The sequence below is a fragment of the Herpetosiphon gulosus genome, from assembly GCF_039545135.1.
Lineage (GTDB): Bacteria > Chloroflexota > Chloroflexia > Chloroflexales > Herpetosiphonaceae > Herpetosiphon > Herpetosiphon gulosus.
The window spans coordinates 271,891-291,519 of record NZ_BAABRU010000006.1; the positions used below are offsets into that span (position 1 = coordinate 271,891).

Below are 19,629 nucleotides of genomic sequence, written 5' to 3' on the forward strand. Positions count from 1 at the left end.
GCCTCGCGGGCGGGAGAGGGGGTGAGGGGGTGAGGGGATACTGGTGGTTGCCAACCGTATAAACCATTACATCTATGCTCTATGTTCTATGCTCTTTCTAGGCATAAATATACTCATAGCACACCAAGGTCAAGTCGTCGCGGGTGATCGTGCTAACAGGGCCGCTTGGCTCGACGCTGCTGCGGCCTTGGGTTTGATAAAGTTCACGCAATACATGAAGCACTGCAATCAGATCGTTGTCGGCGTTGTAGCGATTGAGTGCTTTACGCAAGCGTTGCACGACTGCGCCAACTTGTGGCTCTTTGAGCATTTTGCGCAACTCGCGCACTTCACCGCGATCAACGCCAGGCTGCGCAAGATTGTTGTGGAGCAATTGGGCGATCACGTTTTGTTCTGGCGCAACGATTTTATCGACTACCGTCGCCGTAACTTGTTGCTGCACATCGCGCAAAATGCTGTTCAAAATGGTGTCGTGGATGGCGAAAATATCGACTTCAGTATAGGGAGGGGCAAAGCGTGGCGTATCTGGGCTACAGGCGATCAGCTGCATAATGGTGTAGCGATTATCGGTAATCGTTTGTTTTTCAAGGTCGTAGTAGCGCCAAAAATGGGCGGTGCTGCCATCACGCGGTGCAGTAAAATAGAAAAACAGGCCTTTGGCATTACGACGCTCAATCCCCGAATGAATCCCATCATCAAGGTCGGTAAGCCAGCGTTGGGCATCGGTCGCTAGCACATTTTGCAATTCAGCAAATAATGATTCGCTACTCGCTAGCTCCAAAAATGATTCTTGTTCCTCAATTACGCTATGATCTTCGTCGGCGATGCGTTTGAGCGTATTGAAATCGCGCGGCGTAACGACTTCGCCTAACACGCTGGCATCCAAAAAGCCCGTTTGGTTGATCAAATCGATTTTGCTGGTTAGGCTGCGCACCAAGCCCAGCAACGCTTCGAGTTCGCGCTCAGGAAACATATTGTACACATGCAACAGATCGAAATTCGAGCCAAGCCGATCGATCCGGCCTGCCCGTTGCACCATGCGCGTTGGGTTCCAGTGTAAATCGTAGTTGAGCAAATGGCCGCAATCTTGCAAATTATGGCCTTCGGAAAGCACATCGGTGGCGATCAAAATTTGTACTTCGTCGCTTGTGCCAACCAATTCGGGTTGGTTGCTGGCACGTGGCGCAAAATGGCTAACGATTCGCGCTCGATCAGACGTTTTGACGCTGCTATCGATGCGGCGAATCGTTGGATTGCCAAGGCTGGCCAGCCATTCAGCATTACTTGCCTCAGTCAGGGCTTGATACACATAGCGGGCTGTATCTTTGTAATAGGTAAAAATCACGACTTTGCAGCCGTTGAGTTGGTTGGCAAGCAGGTTTTGCAATTGTAGCAATTTGGCATCATGGCTGGCTTGAATGTGTTTAATTGCATGCCAAATTTCGTTCAGCGCATCAATATCTGCTTGCAAAGCCCGATGCAAACGCCGCCGATCGTATTTGCTAGCCTCAAGTTTGGGCAGTTTGGCAATAATCAGGCTAGCGGCGGCATGCTCATCAAGTGCCGAGGCCTGCGAACTGGGCGTGCTATCGTCGCTATCTTCTTCGTCGGCTTCGAGCAAGCGCATGGCCTGCTGAAACGAACCCGAATCAAGCACAATCCCATCTTGCACATATTCGGCAAAGGTTTTGACAAAGGCCAACGAGCGCCGAATCGAAATCCGAAAGGCTTCGATGCTCGATTCGAGCCGTTTGAGAAAGCGACTTTTGAAAATACCAACCAAGGCCGCCTGCCGCCCAAGCTCAAATTCGTCTTGGTCGCTTGGGCGCAGTTTGTAGGCTTCAAGGTTGTAGTGCGCTAGGTGTAAGCCTTCGATTGAGCCAATAATATTTTGATATAAGCCGCTGTAGGCCGCTTGTAAATCGTATTCGACGCTGTGCAGTTGGCGGGTTGGCCAGCGAATTGGCTCGCCATGAATTAGCGCTTCGGGGTAGGCTCGTCGAATAAATTGGCGGGTGCGGCGAATCACCACTTCTTCGAGCAGGTTGAAGATGCGAATTGAACCAGCTTCCAGCGATTCGCGCCGCGCAGCTAAAAAATATTTGTATAAATCGCCAATACCTGCCGAAGCAAAGTAGCTGCGGTCGTTGCCCGTAAACAGGTTAATTTGGTTGTAGAGATCGAAAATATTGTTGTTAATTGGGGTGGCGGTGAGCAAAATCAGCTTTTTGCGGCTGCCGCTGCGCCCGCGTCGCCCATTGGCCGCCAGCAACAGCTCAAGTTGTTGGTAGCGTTTGGCGCGTTTGTTGCGAAAGTTGTGAGCTTCATCGACCAAAATCAGATCAACATCGAAAAACTCGCGGCCATCAAATTCGTCGAGGCCCAGTCGTTCTTGGGTCAGCACTTGGGCGGCAATCGTGGCGCTGCGCAATTCGCGCTCCCACATCCCACGCAGCGAGGCCGGACAAATCACCAAGGCTTTTTGGCGCTGATGGTAGGCGTAATCTTCCAGTAGTTTTTTGCCAATCCAGGTTTTGCCCAAGCCCACCGAATCGGCAACAATTGCACCGTCGTATTGGGCTAAAATGCGCCGCGCCTTGCGCACTGCATCTTCTTGAAATTCGGCTAGCTCAACCGCCGAACGGGTGGCTGGCTGTTGGTCGCGCTCAGCTAAATCATCTTTAAAATAGGTATACAGCGCTTTCATGTAAATTTCGTAGGGGCTATATTCGCGCCCACCAAATTTGGAGTTTTCCAGCAGTTCGATCAATTGTTCTTTATAATCGAGCGCATGCTGCCATTGTTGCTCATACCAACGCGAAAGATCGAGGATGGCACGCGTGCCAATTTCGCTTTTGAGCATGCGTTCATGTTCAAGTTCAAGCGGCGCAGCACTCAGTTGGGCGGCATGTTGGGCAACCGTGGCTTTGGCTTCAGCATCATCAAGCTCGGCATCGGTGAGCAGGGTTTTGTGCACCAAATTTAATTCATGATTGCTGACCAAGCCTGGCCCAGTGAAATTGCTGCTGCCCACGATGCCCACAATCGGCGTAAGCGGATCAAAAATATTGGCATCCGGCAAGCGCCCATACAATAAATAGCATTTAGCATGCAAAAAGGCGCGGCGGCCTTTTTCGCCAGCCAACAAGCCTGTATACAAACGCACGGCAACTTCGTCGCGGCGCAAAAAGCGAATCAGCTGTTCGACCAAGCGCAAGGTGCGTTCAGTAAAGGCTTCGGCGTTCAGTTCATGGCGCAAAAACGCGCTCGAATCGGGGCGCATGCCCAGATCATCAGCCGCCACCGGTTTATCGCCCAGCAGCAAGCGCACTTGGCCCGTGGTTTCCAGCTCGTGGCGCACGTGTTCAAAGCCGCGAATGCTGAAATAGGCTGTGGCAATATCCAGCGATTGGTCGCTCGCTCGGCTGAGCAAATAGCGCAGCACATCGGCTAGACGCTGCTCAATATTATCAATCACATAGGGAATTTGCATGGGCTTACCTTTTTGTATGATTCACGAAGGGCACGATGGCGTTACGTTCCCTCACCCCCAACCCCCTCTCCCACTGCGGCGGGCGAGGGGGCACGATGGCGTTACGTTCCCTCACCCCCAACCCCCTCTCCCACTGCGGCGGGCGAGGGGGCGCGATGGCGTTACGTTCCCTCACCCCCAACCCCCTCTCCCACTGCGGCGGGCGAGGGGGCACGATGGCGTTACGTTCCCTCACCCCCAACCCCCTCTCCCACTGCGGCGGGCGAGGGCATGCTCATTCACTCAACATCTCCCGAATTGCTGCTAGTGCATTGGGTAAATCGTGTTCAACCCTATCAGCACTCAGGCGTAATACCCGATAGCCCAAGCATTCTAACAAGGCTTGGCGTTCAGCATCGGCCTCATATTGTTCGGCATGAATTGCTCCATCAACCTCGACAATTAGCATTTCCTCGAAACAGATAAAATCGACAAGGAAACTGCCTATTGGATGTTGTCGCCGAAACTTCCGTCTATCAAGCTTCCGCCCTCGAATCGCATCCCACAATATTGCTTCGCTCGGGGTTGCCTCTTTACGAAAGGTCTGAGCAATCGCTTGGATTTGTTGGGCAAGTTTATAAGGAATCTGCAAACGATCCATTTGTAATTGTTCCTTTGATTGTGCCCTCACCCCAACCCCGCTCCCTCGGCGGCGGGCGAGGGGCTTTCCACCGTTCATGATGACAGGATTCCCCCTCGCTCGCTCGCGGGAGAGGGGGCTAGGGGGTGAGGGCATCCCAATCGTCGTTCCCTCACCCCAACCCCGCTCCCTCGGCGGCGGGAGAGGGGGCTAGGGGGTGAGGGCATCTCCTAAATCCGCAATAACTCGAAGGCCCATTCGCGCAGTTGCTCGGCTTCGCTGCGTGGGATAACTTCGTCGTGGGCGGCTTTGTTGCGCAGCTTGAGCATGGCTTGGTTACCCAGCACTTCAACCAAACCGCCAGCCCCAAACACGTTGCGGTTGCCAAAACGCTGGCTGATAAAACTACGCAAGGCTTGCTCTTTGCTGCTGCGCAAGATAATCGGGTAGTTGCCCAAGGTTAGGTGGCGCTTGCCTTGTATAAAATCGGCTAAAAAGTCGTTGCGGCAGTCGTTGACACCAAAGCCCGATTCGTCGCGGAATGGCTTGAAGATCGTTTCATGCAGCAGGGTTTCGACCGCTTTGGTGAAGGGAATTACGCCGATCGAGAAATCCATGGTTTCGTCGTCGGTCAGTAGGCTATATTCGCCGGTGCGCAAAAATGTGGGAATATCGGGCGGTAGGTTGCGCCAATCGGGCAGCGCTGCATCAAGCGTCGCTTCAATGCTGATCGGCTCGACTCGCTCGAAGAAGCGTTCAGCCGCTGGCAGAATTTCGGCGGCAATTTTGTCGATCACGGCATCGGTTTGTTCGTCGCTGGTCGCTGCACCCAATTCTTTGAGCACATTGGCTTTGGCTTCGCTCAGGGCTTGCTCGTACTGCGGACGTTCGATCAGCTCAATCTCGGCGGCACTCAAGCCATACAAACGATAGACAATTTTGTCGATTAAGGCATCAGTGCGGGCTAAATCGGCTTTGATTGGCAGTAATTCGTCAAGCGATTGGCGGTAGGCTTGGGCAATGCTGGCTTCGATTTCGCTGAGGTTGGCGGCAAAGCGATTGCGGTTTTGTTGCAGCCGATACCAGAAGTCGCTCCAACTGACGGCGCGTTGGCCTTTTTGGTAGTCGCCAAGGTAGCCTTGGATGATCGTTTTATCTGAAAGGCTGTCGAGGCCAGTTTCGCCTTTTTTGGGTTGGATGCGCAGTTGACTTTCGAGCCAATCCAAAAAGCGCTTGGTTGCTTGTTGCTTGGCTTTGTTGAGGTCGATCATTTGTTGGGCGAGGTAGGCTAATAAATCGTGGACGACATCGCCATAGCGGATTGGATTGGATTGGATTGGATTGGATTGGATTGGATTGGATTGGATTGGATTGGATTGGATTGGATTGGATTGGATTGGATTGGATTGGATTGGATTGGATTGGATTCTCAACGGTGAATAATGTATTGACAAATGTCAATACATTATTATCATTTTTTTGCGTATACAAATCAATAGCGATCTGTGTTAATCGCTCCCGTTCGGATTTTCCGGTTGTGAATTCGATATAAAAAATCGGAATTTCCCCTAAAGTAAAAGCTTCTATATTAACTTGTATATATCTTTCTGAATACCAATGATTAATAAATTTAGAGTTACATATAGCAGAAATATACCCTAAGCTAAGACCCAATTCTTTAGCAGTCAAAACAACAAAATTATTTGTCAAGACATATCTATATAAATAATCTCCTTTTATTGAGTTATCCCAATAACAAACAACTCTATATTCAACGCTTGGCTTCTTCATTGCATGAAAAAATAATTTATCTAAATCATATTTAATTCTCTCCTGTAATGGTATGTCATTATATCTAACAAAACTAATAAAATTATTATTACTTTCTATAGAATATCTTTTCATCTCATCGGCAGAAATCAATATCGGTCTTTCCTCATTTGATATAATATCATCAATAATAAGTGATTTATATATACCATCAGATATATTTATCGTACTAAGTGAACCCATTTTCAAGGAAGTTTCTTTAATCCTTTGATATAAATCTAATAATTCAGAACTTTGACATAATGTAAAAACAAAATAAGGCTCATTATACCAATCTGATTGCATAATATGCTTAGAATCTTTCCATTCAAGTTTATTTAGTAATTTTATAGGTCTATTAAATCCATAAACATTAACTAATGTATTTTTAATTTCATTTTTCTTTTCAACTATACTAATTACAGGAATAATATCAGGAGCAGCAGAAAAAACGTTTTTCCTCAAAATACAAATATTTATTATATGAATATTATCTAGTAAAAATTTCCTAAAATATTGTTCTGATTTATTAACCGTCCATCCTTCGGGTGTAATCATACCTATTTTACCTTTATTTGAACAATTTTCTAAAGAAAGCATCATAAATAAAGTATATACATTGATTTCACCTTCCAAAACAGGTTTTTTTGTAAACTCAGAGATAGAGGATACACCATATAAAATTCGCAAATAATGTTTAATAGGGTCATCAATCTTTGCTCCCCATGGCGGATTACCAACCACCGCATCGAAGCCGCCGTTGGGGTTGAGCTGCACATCTTGGCCGCCAGGCCTGCTGGGCGCAAAAAAGATTTCGGGAAACTCCAGCTCCCAATGGAAAAAGTGCTTGCTGCTGGCGGCTTCAAGTGCAATCTGGCCAATCTGGCTGGCAGGAATCAAGCTATCATCTAATTTAGCTGTGGCATCGTGCAACCACGGCTTGATGCTGGGCATGCGCAAAAAGATGTTGACCCAATCGCTTTTGCTCTTTTTGGCGGGCTGATTGCCAAACCAGCGCGAGGTATAAACATCGAGCATGCGCTTGAAGGGCGCGAGATGTTGGTCGGCATCGCGAAACGCCACCGCGCTTTGTTGAGCTTGCTCAACCGTGTTATCGCTCAAAAAACTGACTTGGCGCATCAAATCGGTGGCCAGGCTCAGGCCAGCAAACTCGTTGCCCGCCAACATATGGCTTTGGCTACCACCAACATCAAGGTAGGTTTGCACCTCGGCAACCCGCGCCCCAATCAAGCTATTGCCATGCTTCAAGTGGTGGTCGAGAAAACTCAAAGGAGCGCCGAGAGTAAAGGCATCAAGCCACAAACTGACCTTGGCCAACTCGACCGCCATCGCATTCAGGTCAACCCCGTAGATACAGCGTTTGAGCACCGCCCGTTTGAGCAAAGCCACCCGCGTGAGCCGCTCGGGGTCGATCGTCACCCCTTGGCGCTCCATATCGGCCACAATCTCGCTGCGGGTGCGGTCGATCATCGCCCAAACTGGGTTTTCGCTCCACGCATTCAAAAAGTGAATCAAGCGATTGCTAATAAAATCGACGACTTCAACCAAAAAGTGGCCGCTGCCCATAGCTGGGTCAAGCACCCGCAGATTCAAACAATCGTCGAGCAACTGGCCCATGGCACTATTCGGGTCAGTCCAAAACACCGCCGGATTTTCGGGGCGCTTGCTGGATTTAGCCCGAGCAGCGACCAAATTGGCATAATTGCGATATTGTTTCTGCGCCTCGTGCAAGCGCGGAGCCAAGGCCTTAAATTTCTCATCGAGCACCGCGCCAACCGTCTGCTGCACAATATATTTCACAATATAATCGGGCGTGTAATAGCTGCCCGTGGCCTTGCGCTCCTTTTTATCGTTGACCAAATAGGCCATGCCCTGCTCGATAAGCGCCAGTGGTTTGGCAACTTTGGCAGCTGGCTGATAGACCTCTTTGCCCTTTTCCTTGGTCACGGCCAAGCGTTCGCTGGCAATGTGCAACTTAAATTCCAGCAAACCTTCGTAAATGCTACCAAGCTGGCGCACGCCCAACGACTTAAAATCAATCAGCACCAGCGCTTGGCTACGATCATCAAGATCGCGAGCGAGTCGATCCAGGCCCAAGGCCAAGTAGCGATCGGGCACGGCATAAGTTTGCAAAAACTGGCCGCTAACGCTGGTTGCACTGAATAAACCACCGTTGTAAGTTGGCATATTCAAATCGGGCGAGCCACGATCGATCACCGCGCACAAATCGAGAATACGCTGATAGAGCGCGGTTGAAGTGTCGCTGTAGTGCGCTTGCAACTTGGCCGAACGCTGATCGAGCAAGCTACCAGCAATTTTAGCGATCTCACGTTTGAGCGTGTACAAACTGCGTTCACGATAGCCGTTATGCTCATTCAGCGGCAGCAAATCAAGGCTTTCGGCATACAACACAAACATCAATCGATACAAAAAGGTCAATGTGGCTTCAAACACCGTGTTGAGTTGCTGCTCAGAAACGTCGTTAGCGCCTTGGCGGCGCATATCGGCAATAAAGCCTTGGGCAAATTGGGGAAAAATCTCAGTAAACACCCGATCTTTTAAGCGTTCGCCCAAGCCCTTGGCATACTCCGCCGATTGTTTGAGCAAGCGCTCCAAAAAGCCACCAAAGGCCTGAGCACGAAAAAACAACCACCAATATTTGAGCGCAACCACCGCATCCTGCGCCCCGAAGGCCTCTTCTAAATCAACTTCGTAGTAGTTGGTAGCCTTATTGCTGGCAGTTGTTGAATATAAGCGCCAATATTTGCCATTGCTCACAATCACCCATGGCACTGTGCCAGCCTCAAGCGTCGAAACCACCTCGGCTCCAGGAATAATCGTGGGCGTGGCGGAATCGCGCTGGCTATCTTGATCGTCTAAATTACGATTCCAAACATAGCCAAAAAAAGCTGCTACCGGTTGGGGATTATTGGGCACAACCAAATCATAGCGATAGGCTGGCTCACCCGCGACTGGTTGGGCCACAAAGCCCAAATCGGCCAAGATGGGAGCATAAAATTGCTTTTGCATCGTCGCAAGTGGCTGATCAGTTAATTGTTTTCGGGCAGTTTTGAGCAATGGGTTGATTTTGCGGCCAATCGGCAACACATCTTCATTCCATTCAGCATTTAATTTGGCATCAGTCAAACGCTGCGTCAAATAATAGTCCGAGAACAAGGCCCGATTATTGAAATATTGCTCACTCCACTCAGCCAACACAAAGGCCGAACGCAGCTTATCCCACTGATACAGCGCATCAGGTTCAGTCATAGTAAAGCGTTTGAGCACGCGCAACGCCACATCCGAAACATTCAAACGATTGATCGTGAGTGGCACAGGCCGCAACATTTGGCGAATCGCCGCGCCACGCTGAGTATTTTGCGCCAACTCGCGCAGCAATATCACAAATTCCAACGTCTCATAATCTTTGGTCAAAATAACCAAGGCCAACTCAGGCCGATCGCGAAACGCGCGGGCGATGGCATTGCGTAACGCCGCCGTGAGTGAGCGCACTTCTAACAAATAAATTTTTATTTCTTGATCGTGGGGATCGCTTGCCAACAGCTCCACATGCTTAATTTCTTGGCGCAAATAGGCACTATCGAGGCCAACTTGAGCATACGAATCGATCGTTGTGCGCAGATCGATCGCATACTGCAAACGCGCCAAAAAGCCCGCCAAGGCATCGGCATTTTGCAATTGACGAATATCACTAGCAGTTAACTGAACATCATTGGAGGCAAATGTTTGGGTCATCGCACAATCTCCCACAAACCACAACATGGCATCGAGTGTTAGCGCAGTGTAGCATATTTTAGCGAGCAGAGAACATAGAACATAGAACATAGCCATGAAGGCTGAAACCGCGAAGAACGCAAAGGGCACGAAGGCCGAAACCACGGCGGCGGGTGAGGGGCGTTCCAATGATCATGATGGACTGTTCCCCCTCGCTCGCTCGGCGGGAGCGGGGGCTAGGGGGTGAGGGCATCCAAATCCACTCCAAATCCTACCCAATCATTGTTAACAACCTACCCTTATAAGGCGAGGCTAGGGGGCATGCCACACATTAATCCTTGTTAGCGCAGAATTAAATAGGCAAATAGCGCAACCCCCGCAGTCAATATCCACAGGTAGAGGCGTTGATAATAGACAAAATAGCGATGACTTAGCGCAAAATCAGGGATCACCTGCCAATCCTGAGCGGTAGTTTTTAGTCCAGCACATAACGCCGCAGCCACCGCTTCAGGCTCATCCCAACCCTCCAAGGTAAGCGTGCGCTGTTGTTCTTCAGGGATCAGTTCAGGGATTTTCACACTGGGCAAACCACGGATTGGCACACGCAACACAATATACGGCAGATCGCGCCGCGTATACCTACTGATCCCAACCGATTCAATCTGTTCCCACGGAATTTCAAAATATTGCCAGCCTCGCCGCATCACCAAGCCACGTGGGGTAAAATCAAGCGACGAAATCAGATCAACCAGCATGCGGCTGGCCAGCAGCAACCACATCAACATCCCCCACCAATACAATATACTCAGGTCTGGATCATTCACACGAAACACTGACCATCCAGCGGCAACGATTGCGGCGATCAAGGTAATCCACTTTAGCCAATATTCGCGAACGTGGAAGTGGGCAGTTTGCATCATCGTTCTCTCGTTCTATAGCAAAATCACCACAAATACGCTAGCTCAGCCAGGAAGTTGCTTTTTAACTGCGCTACTCATCGGCATATGCCTGATCAAGGAATGGGTGTATGATGCAGCGAATAGGGATTTAGCCGATAATCGACTGCACCATAACGAGGGATTGCAATGATCCAATGGTTCCGACAATCACTTCTCCGCCAAGTATTCAGTGGCTATTTATTGTTTGGGAGTGTGATTATTGGGGTTGGTTTAGTGATGAATGGCATTGTTCGGCAGCAACTGATGCGTGAGTTTCAGGCCAGCGATCAAGCCTTAGGCCAAGCCATCGCCGTGCAAACCGATAGTCGGCTGCAAAATGCCCGTGATTCTTTGGTTGCGCTGGCCGCCTTAGATCCCGAAATCTTTACCGCAAGTGCTTATCCTGCCATGGAGAATGCCTTTAAGGCCTTCAAAGCAGCGCGTCCTGATATCGATCGGGTTTATTGGATCGATCAGCTTGGCCATATGCAAGTATCGGTTCCCTACGATATTCGCACGCTTGGCACTGATTTTAGTGAAGAACGGATTTTTCTGCGGGCAAGCCAAGCCGATACACCGTTTATCAATGGCGGATCAGTTGATCTAACAACATTTAATGCCGTGGCAATTATTGCGATTCCGATTCGCGATCAACAAAACCAGTTTGTCGGAATTTTAGCAACCAATGTGCTTTTGGCCGATTTTAGCCAGCCCTTAAATCTGATTGTGAATCAACCAAGCCAGCAAGCCCAAGGTCTGCGCCTAAGTATGCTTGATGATCGCGGGATGTTAATCGCTAGCCAAGAACGTGAGCGCTTACTCCAGCCGATTGGTAGCGAAATACCTGGAGTTGAGGCAGCACTGCAAGGCCAACCAACCAGCCAACTTGGGCTTGATCTCCAACAACAGCAGTGGTTATATAGCTCGGTTCCAGTTCCCAGCGTTGGTTGGGTGGTGATTGTGCAACGGCCTGCGAGTGCGGTTTTCCAAGTTGTGAATCGCTTTAGCACCTGGTTGCTGGTGGTGGCTTTACTGTTTGCAGGTGGTGGTTGGTTATTCTGGCTTTTTTTGGTGCGCCATATGATTCATCCCTTGCATCATTTGGCCACAAGCTATCAGCTGGTCGAGCCTGCGGTCAATCGCCCGACAACCAGCCATCTTAGCGTTCGCCACGATGAAGTTGGGACCCTCGCACGTTCGTTGCAACGACTTGATCAGGATATTAGCAAACGCCTGAGTGAACTTCAGATTTTATTGGAAACCTCGAATGCGGTTGTGGGCACGCTTGATCCGCAAACGGTGATTGATACGATTACCCATGAAGTGCAACGCTTAGTCGATAGCCAAGCTGTGGTAGTTTTAGTGCCCGATGATCATGGAGCGTTGCGCGTTTTAGCTAGCACAGGCCGCAGTAAAGCCTATGATCAAACCGTTTCAGTTCAACCAAATGATCCATTATCGCCCTCGGCTACAGCTTTACGTCAAGGCCAACCAGTCCAAATGTTGGCTGATAGCGGCGAGTATTTCCCAGCTTCGATTGCACATCAAGGCTTTCGCGCCTTATTAGCGATTCCAATTATTAGTCATCATGTCGGCAATGTTGTAGTGATGGTCTATCGCACCAACGCCCAAGCATTCGATGCCAATGATTTAAAATTGCTCTTGATGTTTGCCAACTATGCAACCCTAGCGTGGGAACATGCGGTGTTGTATGAACGCAGTGATGTGCGGTTGCAGGCGGTTGCCCACGAAAATGAGCAACTTTATTTGGCGGCAACCCATGAAAAACAAACCTTAGCCGCGATTATTGATAGTATGCGCGATGGGCTGATTCTGGCAGGCGTTGATGATCGCTTGCTGGTGGCCAATCCCCGCGCACGAACACTGCTAGCACTTGGCGATGGGGCAATTGACCAACTAAGTTTAACCGAGATTTATCAACGCCTACGCCAGCAAACGGTTGATCAAGCGCAGTATGATCGCGGCTTTGCCCAAGCCCAAACTCGCCAGCCCCAGGTTTGGCTGCTCGAAACGGTCAATGATACCAACACCACCGTCTTCGAGATCCACCATTTCCATGTTGGCGATCAGCAGCAGTTGATTGGCTATGGCTTGGTCTTACGCGATATTACCCATGAACATGAGGTTGAGCAATTCAAAACAACCCTGCTAGCAGCGGTTGGCCATGAGTTACGCACCCCGTTAGCCGCAATTAAAGGCAATGCTTCGACTCTGTTACAAGATGATATTGACTGGCCGCTGGCTGAACAACGCCACTTTTTAACTACCATTAGCAGCGAAGCTGATCGCTTGGCCAGCATGGTGACCAATTTGCTGGATATCTCACGCTTTGAAGCTGGGTTATTGCCGCTTCAGCGGGCATGGTATCAACTTGATCAACTGATCGCTGCGGGAATTCAGCGGCTGGCCCGCCCAATCCCACGCCTAGAGCTTGATTTGCCGACTCCGACCCCAGCGATTTTTGTTGATGCTGCTCGCTTTGAGGTTGTGATTCGCAATTTGGTTGCCAATGGTTTAGCCTATGGCGAAGGTTTTATTCAAATTCAGGCTCGTTGTGAGCAACAGCATTTAATTGTTCAGGTACGCGATGATGGCCCAGGCATCGCCAACCATGATCTTCCCTATGTTTTTCAGCGCTTTTATCGAGCACACCATGGCATTCAACGCCGTTCGGGTGGCACTGGCTTAGGATTAGCGATCTGTAAGGCCTTTATTGAAGCTCATGGCGGTAAAATCTGGGGTGAAAATGATGCAGCTGGAACAACGATAGTCTTGCGAATTCCAATCGCGGGCAACACCGGATAATACCGATTAGCTGATCGCTTAATTCAAGGAGCACTCTGCATGGCAACGCAGCCAGTTCGGGTATTACTTGCCGAGGACGAAGATGTTTTGCGGGATTTTATTCGGCGGAATCTCCAAGTGCGTGGGTTTGAGGTGTTGGAAGCCACCAACGGGCTTGAGGCCTTGGCGCTTTGGCATACTGAACAACCCCAATTAATTATTTTGGATTTAATGATGCCGCGTTTAACTGGCTTTGAGGTTTGTCAACGGATTCGCGAACAATCAATCGTGCCAATTATTGTGCTAACCGCCTTGGATGCCGAGCGCGATAAAGTTATGGCCTTTGATTTAGGCGCTGACGATTATTTATGTAAACCATTTGGAGTCGATGAGTTGCTGGCGCGAATTCGAGCAGTCTTGCGGCGCAGCCAATGGAGCGTTCAACCCCAAGCTAATGGGATCAAACGCTATGGCGAGTTAGAGATTGATCTTGAAGCGCATAGCGTTCGGCGAGCAGGCCTTGATGTGCGGTTAACCCCAACTGAATTTGCGCTCTTGGCATATCTCAGCACCCATCCCAATAAAGTGCTGACCCATCGCATGCTGTTGCAACATGTGTGGGGCGATCAATATCGCGACGAGGCCGAATATTTACGGGTCTATATTGGGCGTTTACGCCGCAAACTCGAAGCCGATCCCAGTAATCCGCGCCATTTGCTAACTGAAGCAGGCATCGGCTATCGTTTTGTTGGTTAGATAATGGCTTGGGCTTTGAATGTGTCAATCTCCGTTTGCGTATAGCCAAGCTCTTGCAAAATAGCCTGAGTGGCAGCGCCCAAGGCTGGAATGCCTTGCATCGCTGGCGTAAAGTTTGACCAATTGACTGGTGGCAGCAGTGCCTGAATTGGCCCAACCTCGCTCATCACGCTGCTCCAGCGCCCTCGGGCCGCCAATTGCGGATGCTGCCAAAAATCCAAAACGCTATTCAGTCGGGCGTTGGCAATTCCCAAAGCATCAAGCTGGGCAAGCGTTTCATCAAGGCTTAAATTGCGGGTATGTTGATTGATTAGCGCTTCTAAAGCCTGACGATTCGCTACCCGCTGACTGACCGTCGCAAATTCTGGTTGCCCGATCAGTGCTGGTCGGCGCAAAAAACCACCACAAAATTGCTGCCACTCACGCTGATTTTGCACCGCCAAAAAGACCTGCCCATCAGCACAATCAAATGCGCCATACGGTGCAATTGCCGCATGCTGCAAGCCAGTGCGTGGCAAATTCTGGCCGCTATAGCCACTGTAATATGCCGGAAAGCCCATCCATTCGGCTAAAGCCTCAAATAAGGCAACCTCGATCTGGCAGCCTTCGCCAGTTGCTTGCCGCTGGTATAAGGCGGCCAAGATACCAGTGTAGGCATACATTCCACCTGCAATATCGGCAATTGGGATGCCAACTTTGGCTGGTTGTTCGGCGCTGCCAGTTATCGAAACCGCACCAGCCTCGCATTGAATCAACAGATCATAGGCTTTTTTATGCTGATACGGCCCGCCGCTACTCCCATAGCCCGAAATATCACAGACAATCAATTTAGGATTTGCGTGACGCAGCGTTTCAGCGCCAAATCCTAAGCGTTGGCTGGCTTGCGGCGCTAAATTCTGAATAAAAACATCAGCCGTTGATAATAATTGGTGCATAATCGCTTGCGCTTGCGGCTGCTTCAAATCGAGCGTGATGCTCTGCTTACCACGATTCAGCCAAACAAAATGCGACGATAACCCGTGAACAGCCTGATCATAGTGACGAGCAAAATCGCCTGTATCAGGCCGTTCGATTTTAATCACCCGCGCCCCCAGATCAGCTAATTGTCGGGTGGCAAAAGGCGCGGCAACAGCTTGTTCGAGGGCGACAACCGTAATTCCAGTTAATGGCAGCATAGATACCTCATACGTGCTAACCCATTTCGATTCTAGATATACCTGAAATTTGGCTCAATTTTACAAATATTTATGCTTTGTTTATGCCAAGCCAGTTAATTTTTACGTCGTTTTTACATTGATCAACTAAGCTATGAGCCAACCCACCGAAGCATTGAGCCAACCTTCCTCTCAAACAAGCGACGGAGTAAACCCAATGAAAAGCCATTTCACGCGCATTGTGGCGCAAGTGTTCACTGTCGGACTCATGGCCTCGTTGATCAGTTGTGGTAGCACGCAAACAACGCCTACCGTCAGCCAAAGTGCTCAGTCAGCCCAAACCTCAAACGCCGATCCAGCTTTAGTTGAAGCCTCAAAACAAGAAGCCGCTGGTATTTTGATTTATTCAATTATGAGTGAAAAAAATTGGCAGCCAGTGATTCAAGGCTTTAATGCCAAATATCCTTGGATCAAGGTAACGACTGCTGATTTGGGAGCCTATGAGGTATTCGAGCGCTACTACACCGAAGCGGCTGGTAATGCTCGCACTGCTGATTTTATCTCCACAACTGCGCCTGATGGCTGGATTAACTTTATCGACAAAGGCGAAGTACAGCCGTATGTTTCCAGCGAAGATGCCCAAATTCCTGAGCTTGGCAAAATTGCCCAAGGGGTCTATGCCGCCTCAACCGATCCAATGGTCTTTATTTGGAACAAGCAATTGGTCGCCGATCCGCCGCAAACCATGGCTGAACTCGTCAGCATGATCGACAAAGACCCCAGCGCCATGCAAGGCAAGTTGGTGAGCTACGATGCCGATGGCGAAGGCTTTGGCTATGGTCTCAACTGGTTTTATACCAAAGCTAAGGGTGCTGATGGCTGGAAAACTTTAGAAGCGATTGGTTCAAGCCAGCCAAAAATTTTGACCTCTGGCGGCAAAATGATCGATTCAGTGCTTTCGGGCGAATCCAGCATCGGCTACTTTGTCTCAAATATCACGGTTCAGCCACGTTTGGAAGCTGCTCAACAATTGCTTGGCTATAGTTTTGTGCCTGATGCCCAAGTTGTGGCAGTGCGTGGCATGGCAGTTACCAAACATGCGGCTAGCCCTAATTCGGCCAAATTGCTGATCGATTATATTCTTTCAGCCGAGGGGCAAATGGCCTTCTCGCAAGGTGGCTTAACCGCCTATCGCCCCGATATCGCAGCAACTGCGCCGCTGCATCTTTCGCAAGTGAGCCAAGCGGTTGGAGGCGAGCAAAATATCATCTTCTCGCGGCCCGATAAAGCTCTTGCCGATCCTCAACAACGTAGCCAGTTCCTCAATCAATGGAAACAAGCCCTCGGTCGCAACCAATAAGCCCCACTTAACTTAAATGGTGCTGGGTAGAGCGCTGTAGGCCAGTGAGCCGGCTTACAACGCTCTACCCAGCACCATCCAAGGAGTTTGCAGATGGCAGCAACAGCCCAAACTCGCCCAATTAAGGCGATTGCGAAAGCACCCAGATGGCGGCTCGATCGGGTTATTCAATGGTTGATTGCGCTGACAGTCGTTGGCTTGGTATTGTTTCCAACTTGGCCGATTCTCTATCAAAGCCTCTTAGAAAAACCCTTGTACGAAGCCAGTAACACCCTGAGTTTGCAAAACTTTCCCCGGGTTTTGGGCAATCCCAAAATTTGGCAGGTGATCGGCAATACAGCGGTTTTTATGCTGGGCAGTACCATCGTTGGAACCTTGATTGGGATTCTGTTTGCGGTGCTCTTGATCCGTACCGATCTGCCTGGAGCACAATGGCTGCAAAAATTGATTACGATTCCCTACTATGTTTCAGCGCTGATTTTGGCTTTTGGCTGGGCAGTGATGTATGGCCCCCAAGGTTTTATGACGGTGATGGTGCGCGAATGGGGCTTGCCAACCTGGAATCTGTATACGATGCCAGGCTTGATTGTGGTCAGTGCACTCTATTTTATGCCGTTGACCTTTATGTATTGTAGTTCCTCGCTGAGCATGGCCGACCCCCAACTAGAATCAGCCGCGCGGATTGCGGGAGCAAAACCGTTGCGTATTTTGCTGCGAATTACCATCCCCTTGATTCGGCCAGCCATGCTGTATGCGCTTGTATTGACCATGGTCTCTAGCATCGAATTGCTTTCAATTCCCTTGGTGCTTGGTGAAAGCGCCCAAATTGATGTGCTTTCAACCTTTCTCTATCGCACAGCACTGGTGAGTGGGACAACCGATTATGGCACCTTGGCGGTTGTGGCAATTATGGTGGTGCTGTTTATTTCAGTCTTGGTTATGCTGCAAAACCATCTGATGAAGCAAGAACGCCGCTTTGTGTCAGTCAGCGGCAAAATCTCACGAGCGCGAGTCTTACATTTGGGATGGTTGCGCTGGCCCTTGGGATTCGTCGTCTATCTCTTTGCAGGTTTGACGATTTTGGTGCCACTTGGCGGCATTATTCTGCAAGCCTTCACGCCGTTTCTCAGCGCCCTGATCAATCCATTTTCAATTTTGACCATGGATAATTTCAAACAAGCCTTTGAATTTGAAACCTATCGGGTTGCAATTATCAATAGTTTGTTAATTGCCGGCGTTGGCGGAGTCGTAGCAACCCTCTTTATGGCAGCGGTGGCTTTGTTGACCTATCGCTCGAAATTCCCAATGCGCGGCGCAGTCAAATACATTGCCCAATATCCACGGGCTTTTCCGGGCACGATTATCGGTTTAGGCTTTTTATGGGCCTTGCTCTCGTTTCCAGCCTTGGGTGGCTTGCGCAATACAATTTGGATTTTGATTATTGCCTATACCATGCGCTATTTACCATTAGGATTTAGTGCGATGAGTCCCTCGATTTTACAAATCTCCGATGAGCTTGATCGGGCGGCGCGGGTGAGTGGCACAACCTGGCTGGGTGTGATGCGTCATATTATGCTGCCATTGCTGCGGCCAGCGCTACTTACGACCTTCACCCTCTTATTTATCACCTTTTTAAAAGAATACTCGGTAGCGTTGTTTTTGTTCACTCGTGGCTCGCAAGTGATCGGCACAACCATGCTGGAGGTTTGGGCCCAAGGTGGGCCTGGCCCCGCCGCTGCTTTGGCTGTAATTCAATTATTAATTATTGGGGTTGTGCGCTGGCTAAGTAGCTTTATTCCGACGGTCAAAGTTCGCGAATAATTCGTAAGGAGCAACCGATGAGCAACATTCATCACGATTCAGCCGGATTAACCATCGAACATCTCAGTAAAATGTATAATCGCAGTGCCAAAGCGCTTGATGATCTTAGTTTGTCGATTCAAGCAGGTGAATTGGTGAGCTTTTTGGGGCCATCTGGCTGTGGCAAAACCACCACGCTCAATTGTATTGCCGGGCTAGAACATCCCGACACTGGCACAATTCGGGTTGGCGATTTTGTGCTGACCGATAGCGCCAAAAAGCTCTTTTTGCAACCTGAAGATCGCCAGCTTGGCATGGTGTTTCAATCGTATGCACTTTGGCCGCATATGACGGTCGCCGATAATGTTAGTTTTGGCTTACGGGTCGCCAAAATCGCCAGCAGCGAGATCAAACAGCGGGTGGCAACAATTTTAGAGTTGGTAGGATTAGGCCATGTTGCCGAGCGCTATCCCTTCCAACTTTCGGGCGGGCAGCAGCAACGGGTAGCGCTGGCTCGTGCGGTGGTAACTGAACCACGCCTACTTTTGCTTGACGAGCCATTATCCAACCTTGATGCCAAAGTGCGGGAGCAAGCTCGCACATGGCTGCGCGATATTCAAAAACGCCTTGGCATTACCACCGTTTATGTGACCCATGACCAAGCTGAAGCGTTGGCGATGTCTGATAAAATTGCCGTGATGTCGGCAGGCAAGCTTGAGCAATTTGATACGCCGCAAGCAATTTATGAACAACCAGCAACCCGTTTTGTGGCCGAATTTATCGGGGCAACCACCTTTTTACCAGCAACCGTGGTTCAGCATGCGCCAACGTTGAGCCAAGTCAGCCTGAGCGATGGTACATGCCTTGAGGTGCGCACAGCGCTCAAGCTCCAACAACACCAAACAATTGATTTGGGCATTCGCTCCGAACGGGTTCAAGTGGCTACGAGTGATCATCAGACCAACGTGATTGCGGGTGCAATTCGCAGCTCGGATTATTTGGGCGCAAAATGGCATCATCAAGTTGAAACCTCAATTGGCGCATTGATGGTCGAGACGTTGGATTATACCAGTGGCAATGTACGAATTTATTTGCCGCCTGAGTCGTTGATGGTCTTGAAAGCGGCTTAAAGCATACGA

Annotated in this window: 11 protein-coding genes; 5 read left to right on the top strand and 6 right to left on the bottom strand. The window is 49.6% G+C overall.

The features are described 5' to 3' along the window. Nucleotides 1–97: 97 nt before the first annotated feature. From ABEB26_RS10075 to ABEB26_RS10095, 5 genes are all read right to left on the bottom strand, one after another. Nucleotides 98–3,493, bottom strand: a complete 3,396-nt coding sequence (locus tag ABEB26_RS10075; RefSeq protein WP_345721857.1) for a helicase-related protein — start codon at nt 3,491–3,493, stop codon at nt 98–100. A gap of 274 nt (nt 3,494–3,767) precedes the next feature. Next, nucleotides 3,768–4,133 (bottom strand): endonuclease domain-containing protein, encoded by a 366-nt coding sequence (locus ABEB26_RS10080; protein ID WP_345721858.1) that lies wholly within the window; start codon nt 4,131–4,133, stop codon nt 3,768–3,770. 209 nt (nt 4,134–4,342) lie between these two features. Next, the gene (locus tag ABEB26_RS10085) at nt 4,343–5,383 is read right to left on the bottom strand and encodes a hypothetical protein (RefSeq protein ID WP_345721859.1); all 1,041 of its coding nucleotides are present in this window, start codon (nt 5,381–5,383) and stop codon (nt 4,343–4,345) included. Beyond that, nucleotides 5,265–9,698, bottom strand: coding sequence for an Eco57I restriction-modification methylase domain-containing protein (locus ABEB26_RS10090; RefSeq protein WP_345721860.1), 4,434 nt, complete (start codon nt 9,696–9,698; stop codon nt 5,265–5,267). Before ABEB26_RS10090 ends, ABEB26_RS10085 begins: the two co-directional genes overlap by 119 nt. A gap of 320 nt (nt 9,699–10,018) precedes the next feature. Further along, nucleotides 10,019–10,597 (bottom strand): hypothetical protein, encoded by a 579-nt coding sequence (locus tag ABEB26_RS10095; RefSeq protein WP_345721861.1) that lies wholly within the window; start codon nt 10,595–10,597, stop codon nt 10,019–10,021. A 165-nt stretch (nt 10,598–10,762) separates the two neighbouring features. Between ABEB26_RS10095 and ABEB26_RS10100 the strand changes: the two genes are divergently transcribed. Next, nucleotides 10,763–13,441 (top strand): ATP-binding protein, encoded by a 2,679-nt coding sequence (locus tag ABEB26_RS10100; RefSeq protein ID WP_345721862.1) that lies wholly within the window; start codon nt 10,763–10,765, stop codon nt 13,439–13,441. A 39-nt stretch (nt 13,442–13,480) separates the two neighbouring features. Next, the gene (locus ABEB26_RS10105) at nt 13,481–14,176 is read left to right on the top strand and encodes a response regulator transcription factor (RefSeq protein WP_345721863.1); all 696 of its coding nucleotides are present in this window, start codon (nt 13,481–13,483) and stop codon (nt 14,174–14,176) included. Here ABEB26_RS10105 and ABEB26_RS10110 read toward each other — a convergent pair. Further along, nucleotides 14,173–15,351: a CaiB/BaiF CoA transferase family protein gene (locus ABEB26_RS10110; RefSeq protein ID WP_345721864.1), complete on the bottom strand. Its 1,179-nt coding sequence runs from the start codon at nt 15,349–15,351 to the stop codon at nt 14,173–14,175. The two genes, ABEB26_RS10105 and ABEB26_RS10110, sit on opposite strands and share 4 nt — an antisense overlap. Before the next feature lie 196 nt (nt 15,352–15,547). On the opposite strand from ABEB26_RS10110, the gene ABEB26_RS10115 reads away from it, so the two are divergent. The 3 genes from ABEB26_RS10115 (at nt 15,548) to ABEB26_RS10125 (ending at nt 19,620) form a co-directional block, all read left to right on the top strand. Continuing rightward, nucleotides 15,548–16,690: an ABC transporter substrate-binding protein gene (locus ABEB26_RS10115; RefSeq protein WP_345721865.1), complete on the top strand. Its 1,143-nt coding sequence runs from the start codon at nt 15,548–15,550 to the stop codon at nt 16,688–16,690. A gap of 93 nt (nt 16,691–16,783) precedes the next feature. Further along, entirely contained in the window at nt 16,784–18,511 is a 1,728-nt protein-coding gene (locus ABEB26_RS10120; protein ID WP_345721866.1) for an ABC transporter permease, read from the top strand. Between the two features lie 17 nt (nt 18,512–18,528). Further along, complete coding sequence (locus ABEB26_RS10125) at nt 18,529–19,620, top strand: ABC transporter ATP-binding protein (protein WP_345721867.1); 1,092 nt, start codon at nt 18,529–18,531, stop codon at nt 19,618–19,620. Nucleotides 19,621–19,629: the final 9 nt, after the last annotated feature.